The 14,815-nt window shown below is 72.4% G+C and carries 18 protein-coding genes; 11 read left to right on the forward strand and 7 right to left on the reverse strand.

Translation table 11 applies throughout. From position 1 onward, the window contains the following. Positions 1 to 9 precede the first annotated feature (9 nt). Entirely contained in the window at positions 10 to 777 is a 768-nt protein-coding gene (locus tag ACFCZ1_RS18760) for a TIGR00730 family Rossman fold protein (RefSeq protein WP_376679377.1), read from the forward strand. 52 nt (positions 778 to 829) lie between these two features. Here ACFCZ1_RS18760 and folP read toward each other — a convergent pair whose 3' ends face one another. Beyond that, the gene (gene folP, locus ACFCZ1_RS18765; RefSeq protein WP_376679378.1) at positions 830 to 1,690 is read right to left on the reverse strand and encodes a dihydropteroate synthase; all 861 of its coding nucleotides are present in this window, start codon (positions 1,688 to 1,690) and stop codon (positions 830 to 832) included. A 76-nt stretch (positions 1,691 to 1,766) separates the two neighbouring features. On the opposite strand from folP, the gene ACFCZ1_RS18770 reads away from it, so the two are divergent. Together ACFCZ1_RS18770 and ACFCZ1_RS18775 are read left to right on the forward strand one after the other, a co-directional pair. Then, a complete protein-coding gene (locus ACFCZ1_RS18770; protein ID WP_376679379.1) occupies positions 1,767 to 2,126 on the forward strand; it encodes a DivIVA domain-containing protein in 360 nt (119 codons plus the stop codon). Next, positions 2,123 to 2,701, forward strand: a complete 579-nt coding sequence (locus ACFCZ1_RS18775; RefSeq protein ID WP_376679380.1) for a DNA-3-methyladenine glycosylase I — start codon at positions 2,123 to 2,125, stop codon at positions 2,699 to 2,701. Before ACFCZ1_RS18770 ends, ACFCZ1_RS18775 begins: the two co-directional genes overlap by 4 nt. Positions 2,702 to 2,730: 29 nt before the next feature. Here the strand turns inward: ACFCZ1_RS18775 and ACFCZ1_RS18780 are convergent, their stop codons facing one another. Continuing rightward, positions 2,731 to 3,534 carry an enoyl-CoA hydratase/isomerase family protein gene (locus ACFCZ1_RS18780; protein ID WP_376679381.1) on the reverse strand — a complete coding sequence of 268 codons (804 nt, stop codon included), beginning with the start codon at positions 3,532 to 3,534 and terminating at the stop codon, positions 2,731 to 2,733. Positions 3,535 to 3,866: 332 nt separating this feature from the next. Here ACFCZ1_RS18780 and ACFCZ1_RS18785 point away from each other — a divergent pair, with 332 nt between their 5' ends. Together ACFCZ1_RS18785 and ACFCZ1_RS18790 are read left to right on the forward strand one after the other, a co-directional pair. Further along, positions 3,867 to 4,034 (forward strand): DUF3117 domain-containing protein, encoded by a 168-nt coding sequence (locus ACFCZ1_RS18785; RefSeq protein WP_003966491.1) that lies wholly within the window; start codon positions 3,867 to 3,869, stop codon positions 4,032 to 4,034. A 131-nt stretch (positions 4,035 to 4,165) separates the two neighbouring features. Continuing rightward, positions 4,166 to 4,783: a hypothetical protein gene (locus ACFCZ1_RS18790; protein ID WP_376679382.1), complete on the forward strand. Its 618-nt coding sequence runs from the start codon at positions 4,166 to 4,168 to the stop codon at positions 4,781 to 4,783. 76 nt (positions 4,784 to 4,859) lie between these two features. Here ACFCZ1_RS18790 and ACFCZ1_RS18795 read toward each other — a convergent pair whose 3' ends face one another. Beyond that, positions 4,860 to 5,522, reverse strand: a complete 663-nt coding sequence (locus ACFCZ1_RS18795; protein WP_376679383.1) for an O-methyltransferase — start codon at positions 5,520 to 5,522, stop codon at positions 4,860 to 4,862. Positions 5,523 to 5,701: 179 nt separating this feature from the next. Here ACFCZ1_RS18795 and sigE point away from each other — a divergent pair, with 179 nt between their 5' ends. The 5 genes from sigE (at position 5,702) to ACFCZ1_RS18820 (ending at position 9,893) form a co-directional block, all read left to right on the forward strand. Next, a complete protein-coding gene (sigE, locus tag ACFCZ1_RS18800; protein WP_376679384.1) occupies positions 5,702 to 6,478 on the forward strand; it encodes an RNA polymerase sigma factor SigE in 777 nt (258 codons plus the stop codon). Beyond that, complete coding sequence (locus ACFCZ1_RS18805) at positions 6,475 to 7,170, forward strand: zf-HC2 domain-containing protein (protein WP_376679385.1); 696 nt, start codon at positions 6,475 to 6,477, stop codon at positions 7,168 to 7,170. The genes sigE and ACFCZ1_RS18805 overlap by 4 nt, the downstream gene beginning before the upstream one ends. Before the next feature lie 54 nt (positions 7,171 to 7,224). Next, positions 7,225 to 8,544 (forward strand): S1C family serine protease, encoded by a 1,320-nt coding sequence (locus tag ACFCZ1_RS18810; RefSeq protein ID WP_376679386.1) that lies wholly within the window; start codon positions 7,225 to 7,227, stop codon positions 8,542 to 8,544. Positions 8,545 to 8,601: 57 nt separating this feature from the next. Next, positions 8,602 to 9,036 (forward strand): sec-independent translocase, encoded by a 435-nt coding sequence (locus ACFCZ1_RS18815; protein WP_376679387.1) that lies wholly within the window; start codon positions 8,602 to 8,604, stop codon positions 9,034 to 9,036. A 137-nt stretch (positions 9,037 to 9,173) separates the two neighbouring features. Next, positions 9,174 to 9,893 carry a hypothetical protein gene (locus ACFCZ1_RS18820; protein WP_376679388.1) on the forward strand — a complete coding sequence of 240 codons (720 nt, stop codon included), beginning with the start codon at positions 9,174 to 9,176 and terminating at the stop codon, positions 9,891 to 9,893. 64 nt (positions 9,894 to 9,957) lie between these two features. Here ACFCZ1_RS18820 and ACFCZ1_RS18825 read toward each other — a convergent pair whose 3' ends face one another. From ACFCZ1_RS18825 to ACFCZ1_RS18835, 3 genes are all read right to left on the reverse strand, one after another. Beyond that, positions 9,958 to 11,127, reverse strand: coding sequence for an Mrp/NBP35 family ATP-binding protein (locus ACFCZ1_RS18825; protein ID WP_376679389.1), 1,170 nt, complete (start codon positions 11,125 to 11,127; stop codon positions 9,958 to 9,960). A gap of 42 nt (positions 11,128 to 11,169) precedes the next feature. Continuing rightward, positions 11,170 to 11,775, reverse strand: coding sequence for a DUF1003 domain-containing protein (locus ACFCZ1_RS18830; protein WP_376679448.1), 606 nt, complete (start codon positions 11,773 to 11,775; stop codon positions 11,170 to 11,172). 91 nt (positions 11,776 to 11,866) lie between these two features. Then, positions 11,867 to 13,138, reverse strand: a complete 1,272-nt coding sequence (locus ACFCZ1_RS18835) for a magnesium transporter MgtE N-terminal domain-containing protein (RefSeq protein ID WP_376679390.1) — start codon at positions 13,136 to 13,138, stop codon at positions 11,867 to 11,869. 335 nt (positions 13,139 to 13,473) lie between these two features. Here ACFCZ1_RS18835 and ACFCZ1_RS18840 point away from each other — a divergent pair, with 335 nt between their 5' ends. Beyond that, positions 13,474 to 14,277: a hypothetical protein gene (locus ACFCZ1_RS18840; protein WP_376679391.1), complete on the forward strand. Its 804-nt coding sequence runs from the start codon at positions 13,474 to 13,476 to the stop codon at positions 14,275 to 14,277. Positions 14,278 to 14,300: 23 nt separating this feature from the next. Here the strand turns inward: ACFCZ1_RS18840 and ACFCZ1_RS18845 are convergent, their stop codons facing one another. Further along, complete coding sequence (locus ACFCZ1_RS18845; RefSeq protein ID WP_376679392.1) at positions 14,301 to 14,810, reverse strand: hypothetical protein; 510 nt, start codon at positions 14,808 to 14,810, stop codon at positions 14,301 to 14,303. Positions 14,811 to 14,815: the final 5 nt, after the last annotated feature.

Below are 14,815 nucleotides of genomic sequence, written 5' to 3' on the forward strand. Positions count from 1 at the left end.
GAGCACATCATGGGCAACCACCGTAATCCTGACGGGGACGCTCAGCGCCGGCCCGAGGAGCAGCAGCTCGGTCCGGTGCTGAGGAGGCGGAGCCAGATCAAGGCCGGCAGCACGACGGACCAGCGGCTGCTGGATTCGGCCGGGCCCTCCGAGTGGGTGCACACCGATCCCTGGCGGGTCCTGCGCATCCAGTCGGAGTTCATCGAGGGCTTCGGCACGCTCGCCGAGCTGCCGCCCGCGATCAGCGTGTTCGGCTCGGCCCGCACGCCTGCCGGTTCACCCGAGTACGAGGCCGGGGTGCGGATCGGCGGCGCGCTCGTCGACGCGGGCTTCGCGGTGATCACCGGTGGCGGTCCGGGCGCGATGGAGGCGGCCAACAAGGGCGCCCGCGAGGCGAGCGGCATCTCGGTCGGGCTCGGCATCGAGCTCCCCTTCGAGCAGGGGCTCAACGAGCACGTCGACCTCGGGCTGAACTTCCGGTACTTCTTCGTCCGCAAGACGATGTTCGTGAAGTACAGCCAGGGCTTCGTGGTCCTGCCGGGCGGCCTCGGCACGCTGGACGAGCTGTTCGAGGCGCTGACCCTGGTCCAGACCCAGAAGATCACCCGCTTCCCGATCGTGCTGTTCGGAACCGAGTACTGGAGCGGTCTGGTCGACTGGCTGAGGAACACGGTGATCGCGCAGGGCAAGGCCTCGGAGAAGGACCTGTACCTCTTCCACGTCACGGACGACGTGGACGAGGCGATCGCGCTCGTGACGAAGGAAGTCGGCAAGTAGGACCCGCCGGCCCGGGCCCGGCCGCGACCCCGGCCCGGGCCCTCACCACTCCCTAGGCCAGCCCGCGGCGGGCGACGGCCGGGGGGCGGTGGCCCTGGATGGAGCGGACCATGTCCAGGATCTGCTTCGTCTCGGCGACCTCGTGGACGCGGTAGACCTGGGCGCCGAGCCAGGCCGAGACGGCCGTCGTGGCCAGGGTGCCCAGCAGGCGTTCCTTGACCGGCTTGTCGAGGGTCTCGCCGACGAAGTCCTTGTTGGAGAGCGAGACCAGGACCGGCCAGCCGGTGTCGGTCATCTCCGACAGACGGCGGGTGGCCTCCAGGGAGTGGCGGGTGTTCTTCCCGAAGTCGTGGCCCGGGTCGATCATGATCGCGTCGCGGCGGACGCCCAGCGCGGCCGCCCGCTCCGCCAGGCCGACCGTCACGCGCAGGATGTCCTCCATCACGTCCTCGTACTCGGTCCGGTGCGGCCGGGTCCGCGGCTCGACCCCGCCCGCGTGGGTGCACACCAGCCCGGCCCCGTGGCGCGCCGCGACCTCCGCCAGCCGGGGGTCCACCCCGCCCCACGCGTCGTTCAGCACGTCCGCCCCGGCCTCGCACACGGCCTCGCCGACCTCGTGCCGCCAGGTGTCCACGCTGATCACCACGTCCGGGTGGCGGCGCCGGACCTCGGCCACGAAGCCGACCGTGCGCCGCGCCTCCTCGGCCGCGTCCACGTGCTCGCCCGGGCCCGCCTTGACCCCGCCGATGTCGATGATCGCGGCGCCCTCGGCCACCGCCTGCTCGACCCGGTCGAGCGCCGGCTCGTCGCGGAACGTCGCGCCCTGGTCGTAGAAGGAGTCCGGGGTCCGGTTCACGATGGCCATGATCACCGGCTCGTGAGTGCCGAACTCGCGCCTGCCCAGTCGCAGCATCCTGCTCTTTCCTCCTTCGGCGGCCCACGCGCCTCGCCTGCGACCTTAACCTGGTGGCCGGAGTCTCTCAGGGGAGTTGATCGTGTTCTTCTTCTTGATGATCGCGCTGGTCGTGGTCGTGGCAGCGGTCACCCTGGCGGTGATCGGCGGCGGCTCGGAGGCCGTCCTGCCGGAAGCGGAGCCGGACCGGGTGGCCGACGGGCTGCCGGAGACCCGGCCCGTCGTACGGGCGGACATCGACGCGCTGCGCCTGCCGGTCGCGCCCCGCGGCTACCGCATGGCCGAGGTGGACGACGTACTGGAGCGGCTGGCCGCCGAGCTGGCCGAGCGGGACGCGCGGATCGCGCAGCTGACGGCCGCGGCGGCCGCCCCGGCGGGCCCCGGGGGCGCGGCCCGTGCGGGGAGCGTCGACCTCACCAAGGGCGGTGAGCGGTGACCGGCACGGTGGCGGGCCCGGACGGGCTGCTGCGGTGCCCGTGGGCGCTGTCCACGGAGGAGTACGTCGCGTACCACGACACCGAGTGGGGCCGCCCGGTCCACGGCGACGACGCGCTCTACGAGCGGTTGTGCCTGGAGGCCTTCCAGTCGGGGCTGTCGTGGCTGACGATCTTGCGGCGGCGGGACGGGTTCCGCAAGGCGTTCGCCTCGTTCGTGATCGCGGAGGTCGCGGACTTCGGGCCCGCGGACACCGAGCGGCTCCTCGCCGACGAGGGGATCATCCGCAACCGGGCCAAGATCGAGGCGACCCTGGCCAACGCGAAGGTCCTGGCCGGCTGGGAGCCGGGCGAGCTGGACGCCCTGATCTGGTCCCACGCCCCCGAGGAGCCGGGCCCGGCGCCGCGCACCGTCACCGAGGTGCCGGCGGTCACGCCGGAGTCCACCGCCCTGGCCAAGGCCCTGAAGAAGGCCGGCATCCGCTTCGTCGGCCCCACCACGGCCTACGCCCTGATGCAGGCCTGCGGGCTGGTCAACGACCACCTGACCGACTGCACCTCGCGCGACCCGGCCTGAGCCGGGCCGCGACGGCCCGGCCGGCGGTCTCAGCGGCCGAGGTACTTCGGCGGCTGCTTGGCGAGGAAGGCCTGGACGGCGATGGCGTGGTCCTCAGAGGCTCCCGCGCGGGTCTGGACGACGTCCTCGCGCTCCAGCGCCTCGGCGAGGGAGTGGGAGGCCCCGTACGCCAGGGACTCCTTCAGGGCCGCGTACGCGACCGTGGGGCCGGACGCCAGCGCGCGGGCCACGGCCTCCGCCTCGGCGTGCAGGGAGTCCGAGGGGACCAGGCGGTTGGCGATGCCGAGCTCGTACGCCTCCTGGGCCTTGAGGGAGCGCGGGAAGAGCAGGAGGTCACAGGCGCGGGAGGCACCGATCAGGCGGGGCAGGGTCCACGAGACCCCGGAGTCGGCGGTCAGCGCCACCCCGGTGAACGCGGTGTTGAAGGAAGCGGTGTCGGCGACGACGCGGAAGTCCGCCGCCAGCGCGAAACCGAAGCCCGCCCCGGCCGCGACGCCGTTCACCCCGGCCACCACCGGCTTCGGCATCTCCGTGAGCGCCCGGACGATCGGGTTGTAGTGCTCGGAGACCGTGTTCATCGTGAGCGAGGTCCCGGTCTCGCGGTCCGACGCCAGGTTCCCGATGTGCTCCTTGAGGTCCTGGCCCACGCAGAAGGCCCGGTCGCCGGCCGCGGTGAGCAGGACGGCCCGTACCCCGGTGTCCGCGGCCGCCGCCCGGACCGCGTCGCGCAGCGCGACCTTGGCCTCGGTGTTCATGGCGTTCATCGCGTCCGGGCGGTTGATCGTGATGGTCGCGAGTCCGTCGTTCACTTCGTAGAGCACGCTGTCGGCCATGGCAGGGAGTCCCCCTTCGTCGCGGGATGGCTACCGGCCGGTACCGGCCGGTGCAAGGGCCAGCATGGCGGACCGGAGCGCACGCGCACATGTGATGTGCGTCAAAGAAAGCGGGCGCGGTTCGCGGGGTGCGGCGGCGCAGTATCGCAGGCGGGTCCCCGAAATGAGTGGTTTTGGCCGAGCGCGTTGCCCAACCGTTCCCGGGCGATGTTGGTCATCGGGTCCTGACATGCGGGATAATGGCTGGGAAGCAATGTGTTCGATGCCGGGTACTAGGCGCCTGAACGGGGCCGTCGGCTGACGATGAGCTGGTTTCAGGAAGGGGAACGAGCATGGCGGCCATGAAGCCGCGGACGGGCGACGGCCCGCTCGAGGTCACCAAGGAGGGGCGGGGCATCGTCATGCGCGTACCGCTCGAGGGCGGCGGTCGGCTTGTCGTCGAGCTGACGCCGGACGAGGCGGACGCCCTGGGTGACGCCCTGAAGAAGGTCGTCGGCTGAATCGTCGGCACCATCTGCGTTCTGCATTCTCTGCGCTGCCCCGACCGCGATCAGCGGCCGGGGCAGTGTTGTGTCGCCTCCAGGCCGTCCCCTCCGCTTCCGGCCGTCCCCTCCCCCTCCGGAGCCACGCCGTGACGTTCTCCCCGCCCGCGCCGCCCGCCTTCGCCGACTGCACGCCGCGCCAGAAGGCCGCCCGGGTCCTCTCCGACGTCCTGGCACCGGCGAACCTGGTGGTCGCCCTCCTCCTGCTGATCGGCTGGCACAGCACCGCCTCGTGGTCCGGCCTCGGCTGGGGGCTGCTCGCCGCGCTGTTCTGCGGTGTGGTCCCGATCGGGATCATCGCGCTCGGCGTCCGCCGCGGGGCGCTGACCGACCAGCACATCCGCGTGCGGCGCCAGCGCGTGGTCCCGATGGCCCTGAGCCTGGTCTCCGTCGTCGCCGGGATCACCCTGCTGCGCGCGCTCGGCGCGCCCGGGGACGTCTGCGCACTCGTCGTGGCGATGCTCGTCGGCCTCGTGTCGTCCCTGCTGGTCACCATCGGCTGGCAGATATCCCTCCACATGTCGGTGGCCGGCGGTGCCGTGATGATCCTGGCACTCGTCTTCGGTCCGTCCGCGCTCCCCGTGGCGCTGATCGCCGCCGCCGTTGGCTGGTCGCGACTGGTCCTGCGGGCGCACACGGCCGCCCAGCTGCTCGCCGGCTCCGCCCTGGGCGGTACGGCGGCGCTCACCTTCGCCCTGGTGCGCTGAGACGTACGTACGGAGCGCACGCGGCGGGTGCGGGGTAGGCGGGGGTGCGGTCCAGGCGGGGGGTGCGGCGCGCGGGTCAGCGCCGCACGGCGCACAGCAGCCCGTCGCCCACCGGGAGCAGGGCGGCCTCCAGTGCGGGGCTCTCCCGGACGCTGCGCAGCAGTTCGCGGACGCGCAGCACCTCCACCGGCTGGGCCGCGGAGTCGACCGTACGGCCGTCGGAGAAGACCCCCTCGAAGCACACCAGCCCGCCGGGGCGCAGCAGGCGCAACGATTCAGCAAGGTAGTCGAGGGACTCGGCCGGGTCGCCGTCGCAGAAGACGAGGTCGTACCCGCCGTCGGCGAGGCGGGGGAGTACCTCCAGTGCGCGGCCGGGGATGAACCGCGCGCGGTTGCCCGCGAAGCCCGCGGCGCGGAAGGCCTGGCGGGCGAAGGCCTGCCGGTCCGCTTCGGGATCCACCGTGGTCAACACACCGTCGGGGCGCATCCCGTGGAGCAGGTGGATGCCGGAGACGCCGGTTCCGGTACCGATCTCGGCCACCGCCTTGGCGTCCGCGGTGGCTGCCAGCAGGCGCAGCGCGGCCCCGGTGCCGGGGGAGACGGAGCGTACGCCCGCTTCCCTGGACCGGTCGCGGGCCCATCGCAGAGCGTCGTCCTCGGCGACAAACGCGTCGGCGAACGCCCAGCTCGTCTGCCGGTTGCCGGTAATGACCCTCTCCTGTCCCCATAGTTGGCGCAACGGTGACTGTATCCGTTGACGTCGGGAACCCGCAGATGGGACCGGGCGTTGTGAAGGGCGTGGGCGGGATAAGAAGGGACGGTGCCGGGCAGATCGGCAGTCCAGGACCGCTCCGGGACTTAAGAATCGCGTAAAGATACTGCAAAAATGCTTATCCCGAGCTGACAGAGGGGGTGGCTATGGTAGGGACTCCACTGGACACCACCAGAGCCGATAGGGGAGGTGCGGCTGCGCCTGTGGATCGTGGGGGCGTGTTCAGACGCCTCTTCTGGTCGGCGGGTGAGCCGAAATCCGTGACCGACATCGCTGACAGCTTCCACACCGCCACCGCAACCACCGCGACCTTTGCCGCCGATGCGGGCTCGCAGGCGTGGACCCCTCCCTCATGGGAGGAGATCGTCAGCACGCACAGTGCGCGGGTCTACCGCCTTGCCTACCGGCTGACGGGTAACCAGCACGATGCCGAGGACCTGACCCAAGAGGTCTTCGTCCGCGTCTTCCGCTCGCTGTCCACGTACACGCCCGGCACCTTCGAGGGCTGGCTGCACCGCATCACCACGAACCTGTTCCTGGACATGGTCCGCCGCAAGCAGCGGATCCGTTTCGACGCGCTCGCCGACGACGCCGCCGAGCGGCTGCCCAGCCGCGAGCCGTCCCCGCAGCAGGTCCTGCACGACACGCACTTCGACGCGGACGTCCAGCAGGCGCTGGACACCCTCGCGCCCGAGTTCCGCGCGGCCGTGGTGCTGTGCGACATCGAGGGCCTGTCGTACGAGGAGATCGCCGCCACGCTCGGCGTGAAGCTCGGTACCGTGCGCAGCCGTATCCACCGGGGCCGTTCGCACCTGCGCAAGGCGCTCAAGCACCGCTCTCCCGCGGCCCGCGCCGAGCAGCGCGCGCTGGCCGGGGTGGCCATGGGTGCGCCGGGCGCCGGGAGAGAGGGCGGAGCCGAGTGAGCGGAGCCAGTCCCTCCCCCGCCGAACAGCACCTGGGCGACCGGCTCGCCGCCCTGGTGGACGGCGAGCTGACGCATGACGTGCGCGAGCGGGTCCTGGCCCACCTGGCCACCTGTGCCAAGTGCAAGGCCGAGGCCGATGCCCAGCGCCGCCTGAAGACCATGTTCGTGGAGAGTGCGCCGCCGCCGCTGTCCGCCGGGCTGCTGGCCCGGTTGCAGGGGCTGCCGGGCGGCGGCCTCGACGGGCCGTCGGGGCTGCCGGGACCGTCCGGCTCCGCGGCTCCGCACGGCCGCGCCGGTCTCTCCGGCAACGACCCGCTCGCCTCGTTCGCCTACGCGCTGCCGGGGGCCGCCGGGCAGCCGCGGGGAGGCTTCCCGATCCATGAGGTGGGCCGGCCCCGCCGCCGGTTCGCCTTCGTCGCCGCCGGGGCCGTGTCGCTGGCGGCGATCGCGCTGGGCGGCGCGATGCCGCTGGACGGCGTGGATCCGAACGTGCGGGGTACGACGCACCCGGCCGGGCCGTCACCCGCGTCCAGGCCCGGCCCCGCCGTGTCCGTGGCCGACGCGTCCGTCCGCGACCTGCCGCCCACGCCCGCCCGGGTACCGAGCCTCCTGTCGACCGCCGCGACCCCGCTCCCGCCGCTCCACCCCTCCGCGCAGAGTTCGACCCGCCCGGTCTCGCTGCTGCGCTGACCGGGGACCTGGTTGAATCTGCGGCACATGCGGATAGGTACGCGGGGAGCGCCCATGGCCGACAGGCAGCAGACCGACCCGGCTCCACAGTGGTGGAGCCGGCCCGACGGAACGACGGACGCGCTCCGCCAGGGGGTCCCCTCCCCGCGGCCCGAGGGCGCGGCCGGCGGCGAAGCCCCGGCCGTGACCGAGGCCGACGCGCGGGCGGCGGCCCGCGCGGTGCGTTACGACCCCTGGGGCGACCAGCCGTTGCAGGCCGTGGACCGGGGCGGGCGGGCCCGCGGGTTCCGGCTGTGGCAGGTCGCGGCCCTCGCCGCGGGTGCCGCCCTGCTGGCCGGCGCGATAGGCGGGTACCTCGGCGTGCTCGCCGAGCGGGAGAGCAGCACCCGCCTGGAGCTGCCCCAGGCGGCCGTCGCCGACAAGGGCCGCGCGCCGGAGAGCGTCGCGGGCATCGCGGCCACGGCGCTCCCCGGCGTGGTCACCCTGCACGTGCGGGGCGCGTCGAGCAGCAGCACGGGCACCGGCTTCGTACTCGACCAGCAGGGCCACATCCTGACCAACAACCACGTGGTCGCCGACGCCAAGGAGATAGCGGTCACCTTCAGCACCGGCGAGAGCGTCACCGCCGAGCTGGTGGGCCGCGACTCCGGGTACGACCTGGCCGTGGTCAAGGTCAGCGGGGTACGGGGGCTCCAGCCGCTGAGCCTCGGGAACTCCGAGAACGTGAAGGTCGGCGACCCGGTGGTGGCCATCGGAGCCCCCTTCGACCTGTCCAACACCGTCACCGCCGGCATCATCAGCGCCACCGGCCGGCCGGTCACCGCGGGCGGCGACAAGGGCGACGGCAGCGACATCAGCTACGTGGACGCCCTGCAGACCGACGCCCCCATCAACCCCGGGAACTCCGGCGGCCCCCTCCTCGACGCCAAGGCCCGCGTGGTCGGCATCAACAGCGCGATCCGGGGCGCCGACAAGGACGATCCCACGCGGCAGGGCGGCTCCATCGGGCTCGGTTTCGCCATCCCGATCAACCAGGGCAAGCGCGTCGCCGAGGAACTCATCCGCACCGGCCGCGCCACGCACCCCGTCATCGGGGTCACCCTTGACATGCAGTACACGGGTGACGGAGCCCGGGTCGGGGACAAGGGCGAGGACGGCAAGCCGGCCGTGACCGCCGACGGCCCGGCCGCCCGCGCCGGCGTCAAGGCCGGCGACGTGATCACCAAGGTCGACGGCCAGCGCGTGCGCGGCGGTGACGAGCTGATCATCAAGATCAGGGCCCACCGGCCGGGTGATCCGCTGACGCTGACCGTGCTCCGCGAAGGCCGCGAGCGGACGCTGGAAGTGGTCCTCGGATCGGCGAACGGCTCGTAGGGGCACTGGGGTACCGTGGGTCCGGGCCCGCAGTGAAGAGAGCCGAGGAGCGGCAAGGTGTTCAACGACATAGGCGCACTCGAACTCGTCACGATCGTGGTGCTCGCCATTCTCGTTTTCGGCCCGGACAAACTGCCCAAGGTCATTCAGGACGTGACGGGCGTCATCCGGAAGATCCGTGCGTTCTCGGACAGTGCCAAGCAGGACATCCGCTCAGAACTCGGCCCGGAATTCAAGGACTTCGAGTTCGAGGACCTGAACCCGAAGACCTTCATCCGCAAGCAGCTGAACGAGAACGAGGACCTCAAGGAGATCCGCAGCAGCTTCGATCTCCGCAAGGAGCTGAACGACGTCACCGACGCCGTCAACAGCAAGGAGACGGACCTGCCGTCGGCCGCCACGCCCGCCGACGGCACCGGTTCCGACCTGCTGAAGAAGCCCGCCGCCCCGGCCTCCGACCAGCGCGCCCGCTTCGACGCCGACGCCACCTGACGCGCGCCCTGCCGGGCGATCCGGGATCGGATGGCTATCCTCCATGAGTCCGGGTCCAGGACGCCCGCGGGTGGGGGTCCCCCCAGCGAAGCGAGGGGGAGGGCCGGCTCCGGACCCCACGAACGAGAGGCCGCCAGATGGAGACGACGAGCAGTAGTCGGGTAGGGGCGCAGACCGCCGAGACTCCCGCCCACGCCGCCGCACCCGCGCAGGAACCGCAGACCACCACGCAGCCCCAGGAGGCCGCCGCTCCCGTCCCGGCGGCCCGCCGGACGGCCGAGGGGTTCCTGGCGGCAGACTTCCCCTGGTACGGGCTGGACGGTGCCTTCACCGGCCCGCGCTGGCTCATGCAGGTCGGCACCGGCGCCGACGGCACCGTCGAGCACGGATCCACCGGCCACGGCGACGAGCCGTCCGCCCGGGGCGAGATCGCCACCGGTGAGAAGGAGCGCTTCGCGGTGGTCGTCACCGTCGCGAGCAACCCGGTCCGCCGCAGCGGCGACGGCACCGGCACCCTGGAGGCCACCTCGGTCTCGTCGGCCGCCTGGCTGGCCGGGTCGGGGCTGCTGGCCTACAGCTGGCCCGGGCAGATGGACCACTCCCTGCGCAGCGACTGGCTCGACCAGCAGACCGAGGCCGCGTGGGAACTCGCGGACGACCTCGCCGGGCCGGACTGGTCGACGCTGTCGCTGCCGGTGGACGGGGAGCCGACCCCGTTCCACTACCGCGAGTCGGAGTTCGGCTGGGTTCTCGCCGGGTCCACCGGCAGCGGGGTGCACCTCGGTGCGTACGGCCGGGGCATGAGCGCGTACGGCCTCGGCTTCTCGGTCATCGGCGACCTGGCGGCGTACGAGTAGCGGCCGCGCCGGCAACGCGAAGGGGCGCCGCTCGTCGAGCGGCGCCCCTTCGCGTGCGTGCGGATCAGAACTTGTTGCGCGGGGTGATGCCCAGTGACATGCCCGACAGACCGCGCGCGCGGCCGCCCAGCTTGCCCGCGATCGACCGCAGCGCCGCGCCCGCGGGGGAGTCCGGGTCGGAGAGCACGACGGGCTTGCCCTCGTCGCCGCCCTCGCGCAGCCGGACGTCGATCGGGATCGAGCCCAGCACGGGCACCGTCGCGCCGACCGTCTTCGTCAGCCCGTCGGCGACCCTCTGGCCGCCGCCCGAGCCGAAGACGTCCACCATCTCGTCGCAGTGCGGGCACGGCATGCCCGACATGTTCTCGACGACGCCGACGATCTTCTGGTGGGTCTGCACGGCGATGGAGCCGGCCCGCTCCGCGACCTCCGCCGCCGCCTGCTGCGGCGTGGTGACGACCAGGATCTCGGCGTTCGGCACCAGCTGGGCCACCGAGATCGCGATGTCACCGGTGCCCGGCGGCAGGTCCAGCAGCAGCACGTCCAGGTCGCCCCAGTACACGTCCGCCAGGAACTGCTGGAGGGCGCGGTGCAGCATCGGCCCGCGCCACACCACCGGCGCGTTGCCCGGAGTGAACATGCCGATGGAGATGACCTTCACGCCGTTCGCGGACGGCGGCATGATCATGTTCTCGACCTGGGTCGGGCGGCCTTCCACACCGAGCATGCGCGGCACGCTGTGACCGTAGATGTCGGCGTCGACGACACCGACCTTCAGGCCGTCCGCCGCCATCGCCGCGGCCAGGTTGACCGTCACCGAGGACTTGCCGACGCCGCCCTTGCCGGACGCGACCGCGTACACCCGGGTCAGCGAGCCCGGCTTGGCGAAGGGAACCTCGCGCTCGGCGGTACCGCCGCGCAGGCTGCTGGCGAGCTCCTTGCGCTGCTCGTCGCTCATGACGTCGAGCGAGACCTCGACCGAGGTGACGCCGGCGACGCGCTCGACGGCCTCGGTGACGTTCTTGGTGATGGTCTCGCGCATGGGACAGCCCGACACCGTCAGGTAGACGGTGACGGCGACCGCGCCGCCGTCGCCGATCTCCACCGATTTCACCATGCCGAGTTCGGTGATCGGCCGGTGGATCTCGGGGTCGTTCACCGTTGCCAGCGCATCGAGGATCGCGTCCTGCTCAGGCGCTGCGGCGGCGTCGGCGGAGCTTGTGTCGGTAGCCATGCCCCGATGGTACGGCTCGGTAGCACGGCTCAGGAAAGCCCGTCAGCGGTCGCCTTCGTCACGTTCCTGCGGGAATAGCCGCCGCTCGTCCATCTCCTTGATCAGGTCCTGGAACTCGGACCTGATCCAGTCACGCGTGGCGACCTCGCCCAGACCCATCCGCAGGGCCGCGATCTCCCGCGTCAGGTACTCGGTGTCGGCGATGGACCGCTCGTTCTGCTTGCGGTCCTGCTCCAGGTTGACCCGGTCCCGGTCGTCCTGCCGGTTCTGCGCGAGCAGGATCAGCGGAGCGGCGTACGAGGCCTGCAGCGACAGCATCAGCGTCAGGAAGATGAACGGGTACTCGTCCCACCGCAGGTCCTGCGGCGCGAAGATGTTCCACAGCACCCAGACGATGATGACGACCGTCATCCAGACGATGAACCGGCCCGTGCCGAGGAACCGCGCCACCCGCTCCGACAGCCGCCCGAACGCCTCGGGGTCGTACTCCGGCAGCAGCCGCCGGCGCGCCGGGCGCGGCAGGTCCAGCCGGGCCCGCGAACGCGTCAGCGCGCTCGAACCGGTCGACGGGCCGAACTGACCGGCCTTCGCCCGCTCGCCGCGCTCGAAGGAGGAACGTTCCACCCGCTCCGCGGCCGCCTCCGCCAGCCCGTGCTCGCGCGCCTGTCGCCGCGCCTGCTCGCGCCGCTCCCGGATCTGTTCGCGCCGCCGCTCACGCGACTGGTCGCCGCGCCCCCGCTCAGTGGCCACCCACGACCTCCTCCGAGTGGAAGTCCGTCTCGCGCCAGTCGTCCGGCAGCAGGTGGTCCAGCACGTCGTCCACCGTCACCGCTCCCAGCAGCGAGCCGCTCTCGTCGACCACCGGCACGGCCACCATGTTGTACGCGGCCAGGTAGCTGGTCACCACCGGCAGCGAGGCGTCCGGCCGCAACGGCGCCAGGCCGGTGTCCACGATCGAGCTGACCAGCGTGAACGGCGGGTCCCGCAGCAGCCGCTGGAAGTGCACCGTGCCCAGGTACTTGCCCGTCGGCGTCTCGTCCGGCGGCCGGCACACGTACACCTGCGCCGCCAGCGCCGGCGACAGGTCCGCCTGCCGTACACGGGCCAGCGCGTCCGCGACCGTCGCGTCCGGCCGCAGCACGATCGGCTCGGTGGTCATCAGACCGCCCGCCGTCCGCTCCTCGTAGGACATCAGGCGCCGCACGTCGGCCGCGTCGTCCGGCTGCATCAGCGTGAGCAGCCGCTCCTTGTCGTCCTCCGGCAGCTCGGACAGCAGGTCGGCCGCGTCGTCCGGGTCCATCGCCTCCAGGACGTCGGCGGCGCGCTCCTCCTTCAGCTTGCCGAGGATCTCCACCTGCTCGTCCTCCGGCAGCTCCTCCATGACGTCCGCGAGCCGGTCGTCGTCGAGGGCGTTGGCCACCTCGGCGCGCCGCTTGGGCGACAGGTGGTGCAGTACGTTCGCCACGTCGGCCGGGCGCATCTGCTCGAAGGTGGCGACCAGGTTCTCGGCGCCCTGCCCGTGCTCCTCCAGCGAGAAGCCGGTGACCGCGGACCACTCCACGGTCAGGGTCTCGCCGCGGCGGCGCAGGGCGCCCCCCTTGCCCTTCCGTACGAAGATCTTGTCGATCTCCCAGTCCCGGCGGGCCGGCAGCTGCTGGATGGCCACGTCCAGGACGGTGACCTCCTCGCCGGTCGCGGTCAGCGTCACCCGGCGGTCCAGCAGTTCACCGAGGACCAACCGCTCGGTGGGGCGCTGCTCGAAGCGCCGCATGTTGACGACACCGGTGGTGATGACCTGCCCGGACTCCACGCCCGTGACCCGGGTCATCGGCAGGAAGATCCGGCGCCGGCTGACCACCTCGACCACCAGGCCCAGCAGCCGCGGCGGGCGGCCGCCGACGCGCAGCATCGCCACGAGGTCGCGGACCCGGCCGACCTGGTCGCCGTTGGGGTCGAAGACGGGCACACCCGACAGATGCGAGACGAAGATCCGCGGGGCGCCTGCAGCCATCCGAGCGCCTCCAGACGCGTCAATCAAAAGTCCTGCCGACCCTCAGGCTAGCCCGTGCCATCGGCGAGCGTCCTGGTGGGGCGGTCCGCCCGGGGTCCGTTCGCCGGGCGTGGAAGGCGCACGGGCTGCTGCCACGCGTGAACGAGGGGTGCGGCGGGCGTGCCCGGCCGACGGGGAGGCGGGGGCGGCCGGCTCTCGCCGGTCCCGGTCTCCCAAGACCCTTCGGGGCCACGACCCGCCGGTCCGGTCGAGAGTGACCCGGCCGACAGCGGCCGGCATCAACAGGAAAGGTACGCTGCCTGCTGCTCGAAGAGGACGACGAGAGGCCCCCGCACGTGACCGCCTACTTCCCTGCCGCGCGGCTGCGCCGGGCCGCCTTCATCGGTGTGTTGTGCGCGGGCCTCGCCGTCACCGGTACGGGCTGCGGGGAGGATCCCGACGAGGGCACGAACGGGATCGGCAAGCTGTCCGCCGACAAGATCGAGGCGAAGGCGAAGGCGGCCGCCGGCGAAGCGGAGTCGGTGCACCTGTCCGGCACGCTGGTGACCGGCGGCAAGTCCTTCACCCTCGACATGCGGCTGAAGTCGGACGGCGGCTCGGGCGAGGTGAAGTCCCAGGACGACACCTTCCAGCTGCTGCGGGTGGGGGAGCAGCTGTACCTGAAGGCGAACGCGGCGTTCTGGGGCCAGTCCGACTCGGCCGGCAAGCTCGGCGACAAGTACGTGAAGGTGCCCGAGGGCGACCCCTCGTACAAGCAGTTCCGCGGCTTCACCGACATGGACGTGCTGCTGGACGGACTGCTGGGGCTTCAGGGCAAGCTCGCCAAGGGGTCCTACACCAAGGTCGGGCACACCCGCGCGGTCCAGGTGACGGCGGACGCGGGCAAGGGCGGCAAGCTCTCGGTGTCCCTGGAGGGGACCCCGTACCCGCTGATAATGGAGCGCGCGGGGGGCGCGGGCCGGGTGGAGCTCGCGGAGTGGGGCAAGCCCTTCCCGCTCGTCGCGCCCGCGCAGGACCAGACCGTCGACTACGGGTCCCAGCTGCCGACGACCAAGGACGGCGAGGCGAAGGGCACGCAGACCAAGGGCCCGGAGAGCACCAAGGGCTCCGGCCAGGGCTCCAACCCCACCCAGCCGTAGGCCGCGTCCCGGTCCCGGACCGCCTAGCGGGCGGCCTTCTTCCGCTTCAGCAGCAGCTTCGGCAGGCCCGCCGGGACGGGCCTGCGGGTGATCGCCGGCGAGGCCAGCGGGGCCGCGGCCAGGGAGCCGCCCGGCAGGGCCGACACCGCTTCCGGCTCCAGGCGCAGCAGCCGGCACTCCCGCGCCCACCGCTCGGTCATCTCCTCCGAGTCGGGCGCGTTCAGCCGCTTGCCCTTGAGCTCGGCGACGGCCGCCTTCCACTCCTCGCCGCGGGGCGCCAGCTCGCGTACCGTCGCCGTCCAGGCCACCAGCCGGCCGCCCTTGTCCTTGCTCCGCACGGTCACCTCGGCGGCCGCGCCGTCGGCCAGTCCCGGGAACGGCTGCTCGCCGGGCCCGTCGCCCAGTACGTGGGCCGCGCCGTCCACCCAGGCGTGCCACAGGGCGCGGTCGGCCCCGGCGCCGCGGACCCAGATCAGGCCGGACTTCTTGGTGGCCTCCTCGACGAGGGCGAGGTCGAGCGTGCTGAGAGTCATGCGGA

The sequence above is a fragment of the Streptomyces sp. NPDC056224 genome, from assembly GCF_042267665.1.
In the GTDB taxonomy this organism is placed as follows: Bacteria; Actinomycetota; Actinomycetes; order Streptomycetales; family Streptomycetaceae; genus Streptomyces.